The 15,682-nt window shown below is 67.5% G+C and carries 21 protein-coding genes; 8 read left to right on the plus strand and 13 right to left on the minus strand.

Annotated features, from left to right (window positions below):
- Window positions 1-3: 3 nt before the first annotated feature.
- Both OG976_RS17115 and OG976_RS17120 read right to left on the minus strand, forming a co-directional pair.
- Complete coding sequence (locus OG976_RS17115) at window positions 4-1,032, minus strand: sensor histidine kinase (RefSeq protein ID WP_442930348.1); 1,029 nt, start codon at window positions 1,030-1,032, stop codon at window positions 4-6.
- Window positions 1,013-1,717, minus strand: a complete 705-nt coding sequence (locus OG976_RS17120) for a response regulator transcription factor (RefSeq protein ID WP_328351070.1) — start codon at window positions 1,715-1,717, stop codon at window positions 1,013-1,015. The genes OG976_RS17115 and OG976_RS17120 overlap by 20 nt, the downstream gene beginning before the upstream one ends.
- An 88-nt stretch (window positions 1,718-1,805) precedes the next feature.
- Between OG976_RS17120 and OG976_RS17125 the strand changes: the two genes are divergently transcribed.
- From OG976_RS17125 to OG976_RS17145, 5 genes are read left to right on the plus strand one after another with little or no spacing between them, the layout of a single operon-like run.
- Window positions 1,806-2,462, plus strand: coding sequence for a glycosyltransferase family 2 protein (locus OG976_RS17125; protein ID WP_328351073.1), 657 nt, complete (start codon window positions 1,806-1,808; stop codon window positions 2,460-2,462).
- Entirely contained in the window at window positions 2,459-3,121 is a 663-nt protein-coding gene (locus OG976_RS17130) for a TIGR04282 family arsenosugar biosynthesis glycosyltransferase (protein WP_328351076.1), read from the plus strand. Before OG976_RS17125 ends, OG976_RS17130 begins: the two co-directional genes overlap by 4 nt.
- Before the next feature lies 1 nt (window position 3,122).
- Complete coding sequence (locus OG976_RS17135) at window positions 3,123-3,749, plus strand: class I SAM-dependent methyltransferase (RefSeq protein WP_328351079.1); 627 nt, start codon at window positions 3,123-3,125, stop codon at window positions 3,747-3,749.
- A complete protein-coding gene (locus OG976_RS17140; protein ID WP_328351082.1) occupies window positions 3,746-4,882 on the plus strand; it encodes a molybdopterin-dependent oxidoreductase in 1,137 nt (378 codons plus the stop codon). The genes OG976_RS17135 and OG976_RS17140 overlap by 4 nt, the downstream gene beginning before the upstream one ends.
- Window positions 4,879-5,358: a hypothetical protein gene (locus tag OG976_RS17145; protein WP_328351085.1), complete on the plus strand. Its 480-nt coding sequence runs from the start codon at window positions 4,879-4,881 to the stop codon at window positions 5,356-5,358. Before OG976_RS17140 ends, OG976_RS17145 begins: the two co-directional genes overlap by 4 nt.
- Here the strand turns inward: OG976_RS17145 and OG976_RS17150 are convergent.
- The 5 genes from OG976_RS17150 to OG976_RS17170 form a co-directional block, all read right to left on the minus strand.
- A complete protein-coding gene (locus OG976_RS17150; protein ID WP_328351088.1) occupies window positions 5,272-6,627 on the minus strand; it encodes a hypothetical protein in 1,356 nt (451 codons plus the stop codon). The genes OG976_RS17145 and OG976_RS17150 overlap by 87 nt on opposite strands.
- A 100-nt stretch (window positions 6,628-6,727) precedes the next feature.
- Window positions 6,728-7,120: a TIGR03668 family PPOX class F420-dependent oxidoreductase gene (locus tag OG976_RS17155; RefSeq protein WP_328351091.1), complete on the minus strand. Its 393-nt coding sequence runs from the start codon at window positions 7,118-7,120 to the stop codon at window positions 6,728-6,730.
- A complete protein-coding gene (locus OG976_RS17160; protein ID WP_328351094.1) occupies window positions 7,117-7,989 on the minus strand; it encodes an alpha/beta fold hydrolase in 873 nt (290 codons plus the stop codon). Before OG976_RS17160 ends, OG976_RS17155 begins: the two co-directional genes overlap by 4 nt.
- A 29-nt stretch (window positions 7,990-8,018) precedes the next feature.
- A complete protein-coding gene (gene menE / locus OG976_RS17165; RefSeq protein WP_442930349.1) occupies window positions 8,019-9,170 on the minus strand; it encodes an o-succinylbenzoate--CoA ligase in 1,152 nt (383 codons plus the stop codon).
- 68 nt (window positions 9,171-9,238) lie between these two features.
- Window positions 9,239-9,541 carry a DUF3349 domain-containing protein gene (locus OG976_RS17170; RefSeq protein ID WP_328363681.1) on the minus strand — a complete coding sequence of 101 codons (303 nt, stop codon included), beginning with the start codon at window positions 9,539-9,541 and terminating at the stop codon, window positions 9,239-9,241.
- Window positions 9,542-9,785: 244 nt separating this feature from the next.
- On the opposite strand from OG976_RS17170, the gene OG976_RS17175 reads away from it, so the two are divergent.
- Genes OG976_RS17175 through OG976_RS17185 form a run of 3 tightly spaced genes read left to right on the plus strand, consistent with a single transcriptional unit; the run spans window position 9,786 to window position 11,675 of the window.
- Entirely contained in the window at window positions 9,786-11,039 is a 1,254-nt protein-coding gene (locus OG976_RS17175) for an inorganic phosphate transporter (protein WP_328351097.1), read from the plus strand.
- A 29-nt stretch (window positions 11,040-11,068) separates the two neighbouring features.
- Window positions 11,069-11,353 (plus strand): hypothetical protein, encoded by a 285-nt coding sequence (locus OG976_RS17180; protein ID WP_328351100.1) that lies wholly within the window; start codon window positions 11,069-11,071, stop codon window positions 11,351-11,353.
- 7 nt (window positions 11,354-11,360) lie between these two features.
- Complete coding sequence (locus OG976_RS17185) at window positions 11,361-11,675, plus strand: DUF3349 domain-containing protein (RefSeq protein WP_328351103.1); 315 nt, start codon at window positions 11,361-11,363, stop codon at window positions 11,673-11,675.
- Here OG976_RS17185 and OG976_RS17190 read toward each other — a convergent pair.
- The 6 genes from OG976_RS17190 to OG976_RS17215 are packed head-to-tail and all read right to left on the minus strand — an operon-like array spanning window position 11,672 to window position 15,666.
- The gene (locus OG976_RS17190; RefSeq protein ID WP_328351106.1) at window positions 11,672-12,058 is read right to left on the minus strand and encodes a VOC family protein; all 387 of its coding nucleotides are present in this window, start codon (window positions 12,056-12,058) and stop codon (window positions 11,672-11,674) included. The two genes, OG976_RS17185 and OG976_RS17190, sit on opposite strands and share 4 nt — an antisense overlap.
- 15 nt (window positions 12,059-12,073) lie before the next feature.
- Window positions 12,074-12,922, minus strand: a complete 849-nt coding sequence (locus tag OG976_RS17195; protein WP_328351109.1) for an SDR family oxidoreductase — start codon at window positions 12,920-12,922, stop codon at window positions 12,074-12,076.
- 29 nt (window positions 12,923-12,951) lie between these two features.
- Window positions 12,952-13,857, minus strand: a complete 906-nt coding sequence (locus OG976_RS17200; protein WP_328351112.1) for a 1,4-dihydroxy-2-naphthoyl-CoA synthase — start codon at window positions 13,855-13,857, stop codon at window positions 12,952-12,954.
- Window positions 13,854-14,486, minus strand: a complete 633-nt coding sequence (locus tag OG976_RS17205) for a hypothetical protein (RefSeq protein WP_328351114.1) — start codon at window positions 14,484-14,486, stop codon at window positions 13,854-13,856. Before OG976_RS17205 ends, OG976_RS17200 begins: the two co-directional genes overlap by 4 nt.
- Window positions 14,483-14,935 carry a nitroreductase family deazaflavin-dependent oxidoreductase gene (locus tag OG976_RS17210; protein ID WP_328351117.1) on the minus strand — a complete coding sequence of 151 codons (453 nt, stop codon included), beginning with the start codon at window positions 14,933-14,935 and terminating at the stop codon, window positions 14,483-14,485. The genes OG976_RS17205 and OG976_RS17210 overlap by 4 nt, the downstream gene beginning before the upstream one ends.
- 11 nt (window positions 14,936-14,946) lie before the next feature.
- Complete coding sequence (locus OG976_RS17215) at window positions 14,947-15,666, minus strand: HAD family hydrolase (RefSeq protein ID WP_328351120.1); 720 nt, start codon at window positions 15,664-15,666, stop codon at window positions 14,947-14,949.
- Between the last annotated feature and the right edge of the window lie 16 nt (window positions 15,667-15,682).

Genomic DNA, 15,682 nt, shown 5'->3' on the forward strand with positions numbered 1-15,682 from the left:
GCTCTAGTCGGCGAGCGGAAGTCGTACCTCGAACCGTGCCCCGGTCGGCAGGTTGTGTGCTGAGAGCGAGCCGCGATGGGCCTGCACCAGCCCGGCCGCGATCGCCAGTCCCAAGCCCGAACCGCTCGGCAGCGAGGGGTCGGCCCGCGACACCCGGCCGTTGGAGCCGCGGTAGGCGACGTCGAACACCCGGGGAAGATCCGCCTCGTTGATCCCCACGCCGGTGTCGTCGACCCGGGCCCACGCGCCTTTGGCGTCGGAGCCCACCGCCAGTTTCACCGTCCCGCCGGTCGGGGTGTGGGCGATCGCATTGGCTACCAGGTTCGACAGCACGCGCACCAATGCCCGGTCGCTACCGACCACTCGAACCGGCTTGGGCGGCATCGACACCTCCAGGTGCACGCCCGCCCGTTCGGAGGCGATCCGGTGCGCCGACAGAACATCGTCGACCACCTCGTCGAGGGCCACCTTCTCGTACGGCGCGTACACCGCACCGGCATTGATCTTCGACATCTCGAACAGGTCGTCGACCATTTCCGAGAGCCGGATCGATTCCTGCTCGATGTGTTTGGCTTGAACCTGAACCTCGTCGTCGCTCACCACGCCGTCGGCGATCGCCTCGGCCAGTGCGCGGATACCGGCCAGGGGAGTGCGAAGGTCGTGGCTGACGAACGCGACCAACCGCCGCCGGGACTGCTCGGCGGCCCGCTCGGCGTCGCGAATCTCCTGCTCCCACACCGTCCGTCGAGCCTGGTAGCGCGCCAGCATCACCGCCGACGGAACCGTCACCACCGCGACGATGCCCAGCACCACGGCGGTACGGGCGAAGGTGTCGGTGATCATGAAGCCGCTGGCCCCCACGACTCCGGTCAGCGTCGCCAGCACCGGGATCAACACCAGTGCCACCATCGTGACCGTCATCGACCACGACCTGGCCAGCCGGATGATCAGCCAGCCAAAAACCACCACCGGCAGTGAACAGGCCAGGGCCAGCAGGGCAATTTCAGCGATGTCACGCGGTGGCACGGTCACCGCCGCCGGCTTCACCGCGCCACAAATATCCACGGCCCCAGACCGTTTGGACGCGGTGATGCTCGCCAAGCTTGGAGCGCAATCGCTTGACGTGCACTGTCACCGTCGACAAGTCACCGAAATCCCAACGCCACACTTTCTGCAGCAACTCCTCGCGGGAGAAGACGGTGTCGGTGTGGGTCAGGAAGAACAGCAGCAGATCAAACTCTCGGTTGGTCAGCCCCACCGGCTTGCCGTCGACGGTCACCGACCGCGACGCGGTGGCCACCGTCAGGTCGCCGACGGTGATCTCCAGCGGAAGCGCCGCCGCGGGCGACGGTGCGCGGCGCAGCACCGATCGCACCCGCAGCGCCAGCTCACGCGGACTGAACGGCTTGGTCAGGTAGTCGTCGGCGCCGGCCTCCAGGCCCGCGATGCGGTCGTCCTCTTCGCCAAGGGCGGTCAGCAGAATCACCGGCACGCTGTAGTCCCCGCCCTGGCGCAGCGTGCGGCACAGGGACAGCCCGTTGGGTCCGGGCATCATCACGTCGAGCACCGCCACGTCGATGCGTTGGGTGCCCAGGACCCGCAGTGCCTCGCTGCCGTCGCCGGCAACCGTGACTTCCAGGCCGTCGCGCTCTAGGTAACGACGCACCACATCGCGCACGACGGTGTCATCGTCGGCGATCAGAACCCTGGCCGTCATAGAACCGAGGGTAACGAACAATGGCCCTCACCTGCACCAACGTCACGGTTTCGTCATCCTCTCCCCAACGCTGCCCTAAGTTGTCATCATGTCCGCGTATCCGGTCACGGTGGTGCTGCCCTGCCTCAACGAGGCGGAGTCACTTCCCGCCGTACTCGCGGCCATTCCCGCTGGTTATCGCGCTCTGGTCGTTGACAACAACAGCACAGACGGCACCGCGGAGGTCGCCAAAGTGCATGGCGCCGAGGTGATTTCCGAAGCCCGGGCGGGCTACGGATCGGCCGTACACGCCGGTGTCGTCGCCGCCGAAACCCCATTGGTGGCGGTTCTCGACGGTGACGGATCGCTGAATCCGGCCGATCTGCCGCGTCTGGTCGCCGAATTGGCGCGTGGCGCCGACATGGTCACCGGGCGCCGGCGGCCCTTGCGCGGCCTGAAATGGCCCTGGCATGCGCGGCTGGGCACCGCTGCGGTGTGCTGGCGGTTACGCACCCGGCACGGGTTGGCGGTCCATGACATCGCACCGATGCGGGTGGCCCGCCGCGAGGCCCTGCTCGGGTTGGGCGTGACGGACCGCCGATCTGGGTACCCGCTCGAATTACTGGTCCGTGCCGCCGCTGCGGGATGGCGGGTCGTCGAGGTCGACGTCGACTACGGCCCCCGTACCGGAGGTAAGTCGAAGGTGAGCGGATCGGTGCGGGGGAGTTTCACGGCAGCAGTCGACTTCTGGAAGGTCATCTCGTGACACAGCCCCCGATACCGGTGACGGTGCTCGTGGTGGCCAAGGCACCGGTACCGGGGCTCGCCAAGACCCGGCTGGCAGCGACCCTGGGTGACGAAGCCGCCGCCGAGATCGCGGCGGCGGCATTGCTGGACACCCTCGACGCGGTGGCCGAGACGCCGGTGGCGGCGCGCGTGGTGGCGATGACCGGCGAGCTCGACCGGGCGTGCCGACAGGCGGAGATCCGCGACCGGTTGCGCGCGTTCACCGTGATCGACCAGCGGGGCGACGACTTCGCCGACCGGCTGGCCAACGCCCACGCCGATGCCGCTGAGGGGCGGCCCGTGCTGCAGATCGGGATGGACACCCCGCAGGTGAATGCCGAACTGCTCACCAATTGCGCGCGAACATTGTTGAGCACGCCCGCGCTGCTGGGGATGGCGTGCGACGGCGGCTGGTGGATTCTCGGGGTATCCGAGGCCGGCACTGCCGAATGCCTGCGTGATGTGCCCATGTCGCAAGCCGACACGGGCGCTGTAACGCTTGCCGCGCTGCGGCACACTGTGGTCAACGTGTCGCTCGTCGAGGAGTTGCACGACGTCGACACCGTCGACGACATCCCTTTGGTCCGCGCGGCCTGCCGGTCTTCGAGCCGGTTCGCGCGTGTCACACGAGAGGCTTGACATGTTGGGACAGCTCTACGACCGTGCCCTGGACGGCGAGTGTTGCTGGCTGCGCCACGACGATGGCCGGCTGCACCGCCTGCCGGTGCACAGCTGGCTAGGGCAGGGCTCGGACAAGAGCTTCGACTCCGCCGTCGTCGATCTGTGTGACGGACCGACCATCGATTTAGGCTGCGGCCCAGGGCGTTTGGTGGCAGACCTGGTGCGGCGTGGCATCCCCGCACTCGGGGTAGACCAGTCCGAGACCGCGGTGCGGATGGCCCGGCGTAGCGGGGCTCCGGCCCTGTTGCGCGACGTGTTCGACCCGCTTCCCGGTACCGGGCGCTGGCGCACGGTGCTGCTGGCCGACGGCAACGTCGGCCTTGGTGGCGACCCGTGGCGGGTGCTGCGCCGGGCCGCCGAACTGATGGCGCGCGGGGGCCGGTGCGTCGCGGAGTTCGATCCGGCCGTGGCCGGGGTGTGTACCAGCTGGGTGCGCCTGGAATCGTCGCGCAGCATCGGCCCGTGGTTTCGGTGGGCTGCGGTGGGCGTGGATTGCGCGGCGACGCTGGCAGATGAAGTCGGGATGGCGTTGGTGTCGATTCACCCGATCGGCGACCGTGTCGTGGCTACACTCGCGCTGAAATGACCGGGGACGCGAAAGTCGCCACCAAGTACGCCTTGCGTGGCACCGCGGTGACGGCCAGGGTCGGGGTCGCACTGGGTATTGCCGTGACGATCTGCTTTGTGACGGGGTTGATCAGTCACTTCATCCAGCATCCGCAGCCGTGGTTCTTCTGGCCCGCCCGGCCGGTATGGCTCTATCAGTTCACCCAGGGCCTGCACGTGATCTCCGGTATCGCGGCGATCCCGCTGCTGGTGGTCAAGCTGTGGTCGGTGTACCCGAAACTGTTCGAGCGTCCCATCATCGGCGGGCTCACCAAGCAGCTGGAGCGGGCCTCGATCCTGGTTCTGGTGGGCTCCATGCTGTTTCAGCTGTCCACCGGCATCATGAACATCGCGCAGTGGTATGCGTTCGAGTTCTTCTTCACCACAACCCATTACGCGATGGCCTATGTGGCGGCCGGGGCCGTGCTGGTGCACATCGGCGTCAAGCTCCCGGTGATCCGTCGCGCGCTGGGCGAACCGCTCGACGATGTTGCGGCCGGTGGGCTGATGCCGCACCACGGCCCGAGCCGTCGCGCGGTGTTGGCAGGTACCTGGCTGGCGGTGGGCGTGGCAACGGTTCTTACTGCCGGACAAACGGTTTCCTGGCTCAGGAAGGTCTCCGTGCTGGCACCCCGGTCGGGCGAGGGGCCGCAGGGCGTCCCGGTGAACCGCTCGGCGTGGGCGGCCGGGGTGATCCCCGCCGCGCAGTCACCGCAGTATCGGCTGACCGTCGTCAACGGCGGCACCACCAAGGCGTTCTCGTTGGCCGAGCTCGGCGCGCTGCCGCAGACCACCCACCGGCTGCCGATCGCCTGTGTCGAAGGCTGGAGCGCGGAGGCCGACTGGACCGGTGTGGTGCTGGCTGATCTGCTCAAAGAAGTTGGTGGCAAGCCGGATTCCGATGTCCGGATGATCTCGCTGGAGGGACCGGGGCCGTACTCGCGCACGGTACTGCCGGCCAGCCACGCCGCGGACTCGAAGACGCTGATCGCGTTGAAGATCAACGGCGAGACACTCAATCTGGATCACGGCTACCCGTGCCGGCTGATCGCGCCGACTCGACCCGGTGTGCTGCAGACGAAGTGGTTGACCAGGATCGAGGTCGTGTCGTGAACGGTATCCGGGCGGCTCTTGTGGTCGCGGGCCTGGCCGTCGGGATCTACGGCGCGGTGCTGGTGTGGGACAACTCGACCGAGGTGATCATCCGGATCGTGGCCTGGTCGCTGATCGGGGTGTTGCTGCACGACGCGGTGTTCGCGCCGCTGTGTGTGGCCTTGGGTTTCGCCGGACGGCGGGTATTGCCGCACCGCTGGTGGACACCGGTGCTGGTGGCTGGGTTGCTGACGGTAGTACTAGTGGCCCTGGCGATTCCGGTGTACAGCAAGCCCGGTCTGCATCTGGACAATCTCACCGTCCTGGACCGTAACTATCAGGCCGGGTTCTGGATCGCGTTGGCGGTGGTGTGGGGCGCGGCACTGCTGTACCTCGTCGGCGACCGCTTGCTACCAGTTGGTCAGAATCAGGTGGTTCAACAGCAGGGCGCCGGCGACGTTGAGGCTCAACCACCATCGGTGGGTACGGGCGGGTAGCAGGGCTCCCGCAGCGGTCAGCCACACTGTGAACGGCAGCCAGATCCGTTCGGTTTCGGCCTTGGACAGCATTGACAGGTCGGCGAACACGATTGCCGCCAGGGCTGCCAGCACCAGCATGTGCAGGCCCGATCGGCGCCTGATCGCGGCGATGTCGAAGACCCGCCCGATGCCGGCGACGCTGCCCAGACCGATCGCGCACACCACCGAGGCGAAGTTGGCCCAACCCCAGTACTGGAATGGCCGGTTGTTCGCGATGCCCTGCCAATAACGTTGCTGGACAAGGATGTAGCCGTCGAACCACCAGAACCCTGCCACGGCGAACACCGCGACGATCGCCAGCGCGGCCAGCACCGCCGGAAGAAGTGTGCGAAGCGCCGTCCGCCAGTCGGCGGCACAGATCAGTACCGCCACCGCAGGCAGCGCAATCAGCGCCAGGCCGTAGTTGAGGAAGATTCCCCACCCCAGCAGCAGGCCCGCCCCGGTCGCGGCGAGCCACGGCCAGCGCACCTTCTGGCGAACGGCCAACGCCAGCAGGGCAATACCCCAGGCGGCCACTCCGGTGAAGTAGCCGTCCGCGGAGACCGCAATCCAGATGGCCGTCGGGGCCACCGCGACGAACGGCGCGACCAGCCGCGCGGTCGGCTCGTCGCTCAGCGCCCGCACCGCCACGATGATCGCGGCGGCCGCACTGGAACCGATCAGCACGCACCACAACGCAGCCCAGGCACCGCCGCCGAGCCCGATGCGATCGAGCCACACGAAGGTGAGCAGGGCGCCCGGGGGGTGCCCGGAAACGTGGGTGATCCACGAATTCGGTTGGAAATCCAGGATTCTGCTGGAGAACGTGCGCAGAGCTTCGGGGATATCGGTGATCGTCGGTACCTGGCGCAGGTACTCGTGTCTGGCGGTCAGCCGACCGGCGAACCCACGCTGCCAGCCGTCGATCATGGCCAGCGAGAACGCCCAGGCGAACGAGGTCGCCCACGCCGTGAAGGTCAGTGCGCGCCAGCTCAGTCGCTGGGCGACCGAGGTACCCCACACCACAGCCGCGGCGCCGATCAGGATGGCCGGCACCGTGCCCCAGCCCACGTGGGCGTTCCACCAGCCGAAAATGGGGGCGGCGTCGGCGAATGCCTTGAGGTCTGCCGGCTTCATATTGACCAGCGGCGTGACGATGCCCAGATGCAGATCCGGCACGACGAACGCCGCCGCCAACAGGAGCCCGCCGACGCTGACCGCGATCGCTTCCTTGCGCCCGATGCTCACGGGTACCCAGCTTACGGCGCGACTGGAACAGCGCCGCGAGATCGACTCCAGGGTCGTGAAAAGTGCGGATCCACAGCCCTGGTGTGGATCTCGAGGCGGCCTACCTCGGCCAGCTCACCCACTTCTCGACTGCGACGACCAGCGCCGGCCCGTCAAGTGAAACCGACTCATACTGAGGGTATTTCGCCCGCAACAGCTCGCGACCGCGCTCGAAGGCTGGTCCATCCGCCACGATCGTGGCGATACCGTCGGCCCGGACCCACCACAGCTGAGACCAGTCGTCGGCGTAGTGGTCCACTAGAACACTGACGCCGGGATTGGCCGCGATATTGGCCAGCCGGCGCAGCCGCTGCGTGGACTTCGGTTTGCCGTCGACCGCGGTGTAGATGACGCCGTCGTCGACGGCGAACACGATCGGCACCACGTGCGGCAGACCCTCGGGAGTCACCGTGGCCAACCGCGCGACAGGCGCGGCTGCGAACCGCGAGATCACAAAGGGGTGGCGGGCTGCTCGATGACGGCGCCCGGTTCGGTGGAGATGAAATCCTCGATGAGCTCGACGACCTCGGTCGGCCGCTCCACCTGGGGGAAATGTCCCACCCCGGTCAGTACTTCCAGCCGGACGTCGGGCCGCGTTGCCTGCGCGGCGTAGCCGTGGTCGACGGGGATGATGGTGTCCTGGTCGCCCCAGATCGCCATAGTCGGCAGATCCGCCTTGACGTGCAGGCGGTTGAGCGCGCTGACCGACTGACCGCGGTAGTCGACCACCGAGCGCAGCGTGCGCAAGAACGCCTGTCGGGTTTCGGCGTCGGAGAACGAGCTGTAGGCGTTCCAGATCTCGGCGCCGCGGGGCGACCCGATTCCCATCTTGCCGAACAGGGAGCGCACCTTTTCGCCGACCTTCAGCACCGGCGGTGGCGCGATGATCGGCATGATCAGCTCTGCTCCGGGGGCCGACAGCAGCCGCAGTGTCCACCCGACATCGGGCCCCAGGCCGCCGCTGCCGATCAGGACCAGCCGCCGCGCGTAGTCGGGATGTTGGTAGACGAACTGCATGGCCACCCCGCCGCCGAGAGAGTGCCCAACGACGGTGGCCTGTGCGACTCCGAGCTCGTCGAGCAGGTCGCGCAGTAATACCGCGAACGCGCCCAGCGAGTAGTCGCTGCGCGGTTTGGCGGAGCGGCCGTGGCCGAGCAGGTCCGGTGCCACCACGCGGTAGTTGCGCGACAGCGGCCGGATCACCGACCGCCAGGTCTGCGAACTGCCTGCCATGCCGTGGATCAGCAGGATCACCTCGCCCTGGCCCTCATCGAGGTAGGCCACTTGGTCACCATGTAGGTCGAGATACTTCAGGTCGCCCATAGGAATGACCTCCTTCAGTGAACGATTGTTCACCAACCGTAGCCGCCTGGCAAATCTCCACCGTTCTCGAAGCGGAGCCGCAACGCCCGGCGGTCCACCTTGCCGATGCCCCGGCGGGGCAGTTCGTCGATGATGTGGAGTTCCCGCGGTGCGGCCGTCGAATCCAGTGTCTGGGCGAGGTATTCCTTGATGTCGCTCACACTCGGCTCGACCGCACCGGGGATGACGACGACGGCGGCGACCACCCGCTGGCCGAGGCGATCGTCGGGCACTCCGAACACCGCGCAGTCCGCGACCGCCGGGTGCCGCGACAGTACGGCCTCGACCGGCGCCGGCATCACCGTCAGCCCACCCGTGCTGATCGCCTCATCGGCGCGACCCAGCACCACCAGCCGCCCGTCGTTGTCGACCATGCCGAGATCGTCGGTGTGAAACCAGCCCGTCTCGGCGAACGGATCGCCGTCGGATCCGGCGAATGGACCTGAGTCCGGCGGGTTGCGGTAACCCTTGGCCAGCGTCGGCCCGCCGATCACGATGCGCCCCTCGCCGGGCTGGGCGCCGTCGTCCAGCCGTATCCGCACCCCGTCGAGTGGAACTCCGTCATAGACGCAGCCGCCGGCGGTTTCGCTGGATCCGTAGGTGCGCACCACCGCGATGCCGGCGGCCGCCGCGCCCTCGAGCACCGGCCGCGGGGCCGGTCCGCCGCCGAGCAGCACGGCGTCGAGTTCGGCCAGCGCAGCGGTGGCTTCGGGATCCAGCAGCGCCTTCGCCAGCTGGGTGGCCACCAGCGAGGTGTAGCGTCGACCCGAGCCCAATTGCGCCACCGCCGTGGACAATTCGGTGACATCGAAGCCTGCGGAGACGTCGAGTTCGACGGGCACCGTGCCAGCCTGCAGGCTGCGCACCAGAACCTGGATCCCGGCGATGTGATGGGTGGGCAGCGCGAGCAGCCAGGTGCCCGGCCCGCCGAGGCGGTCATGAGTCGCCGCCGCGCTCGCGATCAGAGCGGACGGGGTGAGCATCGCTCCCTTGGGTGTTCCGGTGGTGCCTGAGGTCGACACCACCAGGGCGACGTCGTCGTCGATCTCTTCACCGACCCGCAACGAGGTCGTCAGCAGTTCGCTCTCCCGCAGATCTCCGGCGGGCACGGGAACCAGTGGGGCGTCACGCCCGTCGAGCACACCCCCGAGGGCGGCCAGCAGTGAGTGTGCCGACCGGCCGGGAGGAATCGCGAGCGCTCGCAGCGTGGTTATTCGGCGTCCTCACTGTCGCGCGGATCGTCCAGCGGCCAGCCGTAGGTGGCCAGCTTGGCCCGGACCCGCTCGATGTCCGCGGGCGCGGGCAGTTCATCGGTGATTTCTGTGATGAGGACGCCGATGTCGATGTGATCGAACTCGCCGCTGTCGAGGAGTGTCTGTGCGACGGCCTTGACTTCCTCGTCGGTGAGCCGACGACGGAGAAGGGCGAACAGCGGAACCTGATCCGGGCGGGGAACACCGTCGGGGTAGCCGGATTTGATCCAGGCCACGATCTTGGTGATGAAATTGGACACCACGGCATCTCCCTTGCCGGGGCGTCCGAAGGCGCCCGATGGACGTCGAGAATGTTAGTCGGCGCCAACAGGCCCCGCTGTATGGATCTACCCCGCCTCCAGCGAAATAGGCCAACGTCGGCACTCTTGCAGGTGAACAGCCGATGAACAGCTCTCGGGGGGTTTGCAAATGCCCTGATCGGGGCCTTTTCGGTGACTTTCGGCAACTAGTCACAAGGTCCCATGACCCAGCACAATCACAACCATGAGCGCGGAGATGATCATTTTGGTGCTGCTGATCGCCACAGCACTGGCATTCGACTTCACCAACGGCTTCCACGACACCGGAAACGCGATGGCGACCTCGATCGCCACCGGGGCGCTGAAGCCCAAGACCGCGGTGCTGCTCGCGGGAATCCTGAATCTCGTCGGCGCGTTCCTCTCGGTCGAGGTCGCCGTCACGGTGACGACCTCGGTGCTCAAGGTCCAGAACGCCAAGACCGGAGCGCTACTACCCGGTATCGACGCATCGATGGGCCTCACGATCATCTTCGCCGGCCTCATCGGCGGCATCTTGTGGAACCTGCTCACCTGGCTGTTCGGCATCCCCTCCAGTTCCTCGCACGCACTCTTCGGCGGTCTGATCGGCGCCGGTCTCGCGGCCCTCGGCATGGCGGGTGTCAACTGGAAGGGCGTCACTGAGAAGGTGCTCATCCCGGCCATCGCCGCACCGGTGATCGCCGGCCTCGTCGCAGCCTGCGGCACCTGGCTGGTGTACCGGATCACCCGGAAGGTCCTGGCGCGGCGTCGCGAGGAGGGCTTCCGGTGGGGCCAGATCGCCACGGCTTCCCTCGTCGCGCTCGCGCACGGCACCAATGACGCCCAGAAGACGATGGGCGTCATCGCGCTGGCTTTGATCACCACCGGTCACCTCACCGGCGACGTCAAGAAGGACGGCCTGCCGTTCTGGATCATCCTTTCCTGCGCGCTGGCCATCGGCCTCGGTACGTACATCGGCGGTTGGCGGGTTATCCGCACGCTCGGCAAGGGCCTGGTGGAGATCGAGTCCCCCCAGGGCCTCGCCGCGGAAGCCTCCTCGGCCGCGATCATCCTGAGCTCGAGCGCAGCCGGCATGGCGCTGTCGACCACCCACGTCGCCACGGGCTCGATCCTGGGCAGCGGCGTGGGCAAGCCCGGCGCCGAGGTGCGCTGGGCGGTCGCCGGCCGGATGGCGGTGGCCTGGCTGGTCACTCTGCCGGCAGCCGCACTCGTCGGTGCGCTGTCCTACTGGCTGTCCGACGCAGTGAAGTCCCTCACCTCCTCGCAGCTGGCAGGTGACGGGATCATCTTCGTGATCCTGGTGGGCCTGTCCGGCTACATGTGGTGGCGCGCCCAGCAGCAGAAGGTCGACAGCAGCAACGTCAACGCCGATTGGGACACCTCGACCAACTCGGTTGTCCCAGCTGAGGTTCGGGCGGCCTCAAAGCCGAAGGACGTCCAGCCCACGGCTTCGGTCTGACCGCAACCCGACAACCAAAGGACACGCAGATGGTTTACTTCGAGTCGATCCTCAAGGTGCTGGTCGTGGGGCTGATTCTCGGCGCAGGCCTGCCCGCCCTGTTCGCGACTGGCATGCTGGCCTATTCGTTCGGCGCCGGCGGCGAAGAGGCCGACCACGTCATCCACAAGCCCAATCCGGCGCTGAAGTACGTCGGTATTCTCCTGTTCCTCTTCGTCTCCCTGGTGATCGTGACCGCCGTCCTATGGATCACCCGGGCGACGATCATTCACCACTTTGGCGTTGACTTGTTCCCGATGTTGCCCAAGAAGTGAGGCTGCGATGACTGTCGACGAGCACCCCAACTTTCTGGAGAGCGTTCTCGGATGGTTGCACAAGGGCTATCCCGAAGGCGTTCCGCCCAAGGATTATTACCCCCTGCTGGCTCTGCTGAAGAGGTCTCTGACCGAGGACGAGGTCGTTCAGGCCGCGTCGGCCATCCTGCGGCAGACTGACTACGACACCCCTGTCACGCCCGAGCAGCTGCATCAGGCTATCCGTGACGTGATCGAAAAAGAGCCGAATCCTGAAGAGCTGAACCAGGTTGCGGCCCGGCTGGCCTCGGTCGGGTGGCCGTTGGTGGGGGCCGCGCTCTAACTCCGGGTATCCCGCCGCAACGGGTGGTCGGCGGGAATCTGTACGAAGATCAGTATGACTCCGTCGGGGTCGGTGACGTGCATCTCGTGTAGTCCCCAGGGTTCTTCGCGGGCTTCGCGGGCGATTTCCACACCGCGACTTCGCAATTCATCCTGCGTGGCGTAGACGTCGCGGACCTGAAGCCACAGCGCGCCGGGAAACGGACCGCCCGGCGACGTCGGGGCGCCGTGGGCGGCGAGTTCGATGAGGGACTGCCCGGCGTAGAACACGACGCCGCCGCCGTAGTCGCGGGCGATGGCCAGCCCGATGGCGTCGCGGTAGAAGCTGACCGAGCGCGGATAGTCGGCCGGCCGGAACAGCGTCCGACTCGCCAGGATCTCCATGGTCTCGTGTCTACCTCAGTTGGGCTGCACGCGCTGACGCTTCATCATCCGGTTGAGCACACCGGGAGCGACGACGTCGATGGCGCGGGCGGTGACGGCGATCCGCGGGGCGATGCGCACCGGGCGGTGCCGGGCGGCCTCGATCATCCACTGGCCGGCCTCCTGCGGCGTGAGCGCGGGCAGGCCGTCGTAGGCCCGGGTCGGGGCGATCATTGGAGTCGCGACCAGCGGGTAGTACAGCGTTGTCGAGTGCACGCCCTGGCCCGACCATTCGGTTTCGATGACGCGGCTGACCGTGCTCAGCGCAGCCTTGGAGGCGTTGTAGACACCGAACAATGGGGAAGCCTCGCTGAGCACGCCCCATGTCGAGACGTTGATGATGTGCCCGTCGCCGCGTTCGATCATGCCCGGAGCGAAACCCCGGATGAGTCGCAGCGGCGAGTAGTAGTTCAGGGTCATGGTGCGTTCGACGTCATGCCAGCGATCCAGCGACTCGGCCAGCGGCCGCCGGATCGACCGGCCCGCATTGTTGACCAGGATGTCGATCGCGCCGACGGTGTCCACCAGGGAGTCGACGGCGTCGAGGTCGGCAAGGTCGCAGGGGATCGCGGTCGCCTGCCCGCCGCCGGCGGTGATGCGGTCGGCGACCGCGTCGAGCAGATCAGCGCGGCGGGCCACGACGACCACCTCGGCTCCCGCCTGTGCGAACAACTCGGCGCCGGCTTCCCCGATTCCGGAGGACGCGCCGGTCACCAGGACACGCTTGCCGCGCAGGTCGACGGTGGTGCCGGTGGGCATGCTGAACGGGGGGCGCATGCCGGCCAATGCGATGGCTTCGGTCAACTTGCGGCGCAACGGATTCACGGGTTCCGAGTCTCTAGGTAGGTGCGATGTCAGAAGTAGCGCGGGAACGGGCTCCAGTCCGGTTCGCGCTTCTCGAGGAAGGCGTCGCGCCCCTCGACGGCTTCGTCGGTCATATAGGCCAGCCGGGTGGCTTCCCCGGCGAACAGCTGCTGGCCGACCAGGCCGTCGTCGAGCAGGTTGAACGCGAACTTCAACATGCGTTGCGCCTGAGGCGATTTGCCGTTGATGGCTTTCGCCCACGCCACCCCGGCGGTCTCCAGCTCGGCGTGGTCGATCACCCGGTTGACCGCGCCCATCTGGTGCATCTGCTCGGCGGTGTAGGTCTCCCCGAGGAAGAAGATCTCCCTGGCGAACTTCTGCCCCACCTGGCGCGCCAGATACGCGCTGCCGTAGCCGCCGTCGAAGCTGCCCACGTCGGCGTCGGTCTGCTTGAAGCGGGCGTGCTCGCGGCTGGCCAGGGTCAGGTCGCACACCACGTGCAGGCTGTGCCCGCCGCCGGCGGCCCAGCCGTTGACCAGGCAGATGACCACCTTGGGCATGAAGCGGATGAGCCGTTGCACCTCGAGGATGTGCAGGCGTCCCGCGCGGGCGACGTCGACGGTGTCGGCGGTCTCGCCCTCGGCATACTGATATCCGGTGCGCCCCCGGATGCGCTGATCGCCGCCCGAGCAGAACGCCCAGCCGCCGTCCTTGGCCGAGGGCCCGTTGCCGGTCAGCAGCACCACGCCGACGTCGGGTGACATCCGGGCATGATCCAGCGCGCGGTACAGCTCGTCGACGGTGTGGGGGCGAAATGCGTTGCGCACCTCGGGCCGGTTGAACGCCACCCGCACGGTGCCGTCGGAGACGTGACGGTGGTAGGTGATGTCGGTCAGGTCGTCGAAGCCGTCCACGGCTCGCCACAGTGACGGGTCGAAGGGGTTGTCCGCGCTCAAGGTTGTTGAACTCCGTCCTGGGTCATGGTCCGCTCGCCACAGCTGATGGTCATCGCCCATGCGACCACCGGATCCTGCTGCGACGTGCCCGGGACGGTGTCGGAGCGGCCGATGGTCGCGGCCGACCCGTCCAGGTCGATCGCGGTGCGGCGCACCGTGTACCCGGCACCGTCGGGCAGCGCCTGCAGTCCTACCAGACGCGGGCCGTCACCCAAGTCACTGCATCCGATTCCGGTGCCGTTGCCACGCAGGTTCTGCAGGTCGAACAGGAACGGCTGACCCTGCCCGTCGTACACAGCGGAGATGGTGCAGCCGGTCAGCGCAAACAGGTGCGCGACGCGGCCGTCGCTGACGATGAGCTGCTGCTGACCGTTCGCCTGAGCGTCGATCACCATCGCCTGAAGCGGCATCGGAGACGCGCTTGGCACCCGGACCCGGCCGTTGCCCTCGGCGGTGCTCACGCCGACGAGCCCGTCCGGACTGATCCACACGGTGCCGCCGTCGTAGGGCTTGCTTGCCGACCCCGGCGGTGCTCCGCCGGCCGGGCACATCGGATCAGCTTGGGCGGCAGGAGCATTCGTGACCGCGGCGACCAGCGCAGCCGCGATGATCAGTGGCAGCCGGGTCATGAGACCGGATCGAACCGGAACACCGCGCACCGTCCGGCGAGCGCTTCGAATTCGTCAGGCCTGCCCTCGGTGACCAAACCGGCGTTCTTCATGAAGCTCACCCCGGTCGGCACCAGGGTGGGGAAGGCGTGCAGCGGCGGGCGGGCCTCGTCGGCCGGCACCTCGACCATGTGTACCTGTTCGGTCCGTTTGCCCTGGGTCACGGTGACGACGCCGGCGGCGCGGACGTTGCGCACCCAGTCCGCACCGGGGAAGCCGCCCACCACATAGCGCGTGCCGTCGACGGTGAACGGGGTGATCGGCGTCGACCGCGGCTTGCCGGACTTGCGGCCCGGCACTGTCAGTACCACCGGACCGTCCTTGACGATGCCCAGCCGCATGGCTCCCATGAAGACCTTGTTCATGGGTTTCAGCCACCACGGCGGCGTGATGCGCTCAGAGTCGGCCATATGGTCAGACGCTACCTTTCGCGCGGGCCGGCCAGGTGGGCATGCAACCCGTCGATCAATCCGGTCGGCCGGTGTGCGACCGGCAGGGGGTCCACCAGAACGAAGTCGCAGCCGAGGTCGCGCGCCGCACCGTCGTTCTCCTCGCTGTCGCCGACCATCACCGCCTCCTCGGCGGAGACACCGAGTCGTTCGAGCGCGACGCGGAAGATCCGCGGATCGGGTTTGACCGCGCCGACCTCGAACGAGAGCACGAAGTCATCGGCCTCGGCTCCCGCCGTCTCGAACGCCGGGCGGATATCGAACGCGATGTTGGAGACCACCGCGGTGCGCAGACCGCGCTCCCGCAGCGACCGCAGCACCTCGACGGTGTCGGGGTAGGGCGTCCACGAGGCGGGGTCGACGACCTTGTTGTAGAGGGATTCGGCATGGCGCGACGGCAGGCCGGACTCGCGCAGCACATGCAGGTAGGCCTCACGGTGCAGGTACGGCGCGAGGTCGCGGTTGAGCCACGCCTGGTAGGCCTCGTCGGTCAGCTCGATGTTTCCGCCGGTGGGGTGGGTGAGCCGTTCCATCAGCTCAGCCTGGACGTGCGCGTCGACGGCGCGGCGGCCAGTCGGGGACAGAGTGTCGTCAACCAGCTCCATGCCGGTGAACCAGCTGTCGTCCTCCTCCAGCCGAAACAGCGTGCCGGAAAAGTCGAACAGGACGGCGCGGATGGGCATGACACCCATCGTTCCACCTCGGGTA

Origin of the sequence: Mycobacterium sp. NBC_00419 (genome assembly GCF_036023875.1) — a bacterium.
Lineage (GTDB): Bacteria > Actinomycetota > Actinomycetes > Mycobacteriales > Mycobacteriaceae > Mycobacterium.

Excerpts from the sequence above, each read along its gene's own strand:
- OG976_RS17120 (WP_328351070.1), bottom strand. The coding sequence starts at position 1,717 with ATGACGGCCAGGGTTCTGATCGCCGACGATGACACCGTCGTGCGCGAT.
- OG976_RS17125 (WP_328351073.1), top strand. The coding sequence starts at position 1,806 with ATGTCCGCGTATCCGGTCACGGTGGTGCTGCCCTGCCTCAACGAGGCG.
- OG976_RS17180 (WP_328351100.1), top strand. The coding sequence starts at position 11,069 with ATGGTTTACTTCGAGTCGATCCTCAAGGTGCTGGTCGTGGGGCTGATT.
- OG976_RS17140 (WP_328351082.1), top strand. The coding sequence starts at position 3,746 with ATGACCGGGGACGCGAAAGTCGCCACCAAGTACGCCTTGCGTGGCACC.
- OG976_RS17190 (WP_328351106.1), bottom strand. The coding sequence starts at position 12,058 with ATGGAGATCCTGGCGAGTCGGACGCTGTTCCGGCCGGCCGACTATCCG.
- OG976_RS17160 (WP_328351094.1), bottom strand. The coding sequence starts at position 7,989 with ATGGGCGACCTGAAGTATCTCGACCTACATGGTGACCAAGTGGCCTAC.
- OG976_RS17205 (WP_328351114.1), bottom strand. The coding sequence starts at position 14,486 with ATGACCCGGCTGCCACTGATCATCGCGGCTGCGCTGGTCGCCGCGGTC.
- OG976_RS17175 (WP_328351097.1), top strand. The coding sequence starts at position 9,786 with ATGAGCGCGGAGATGATCATTTTGGTGCTGCTGATCGCCACAGCACTG.
- OG976_RS17210 (WP_328351117.1), bottom strand. The coding sequence starts at position 14,935 with ATGGCCGACTCTGAGCGCATCACGCCGCCGTGGTGGCTGAAACCCATG.
- OG976_RS17185 (WP_328351103.1), top strand. The coding sequence starts at position 11,361 with ATGACTGTCGACGAGCACCCCAACTTTCTGGAGAGCGTTCTCGGATGG.
- OG976_RS17215 (WP_328351120.1), bottom strand. The coding sequence starts at position 15,666 with ATGGGTGTCATGCCCATCCGCGCCGTCCTGTTCGACTTTTCCGGCACG.
- OG976_RS17135 (WP_328351079.1), top strand. The coding sequence starts at position 3,123 with ATGTTGGGACAGCTCTACGACCGTGCCCTGGACGGCGAGTGTTGCTGG.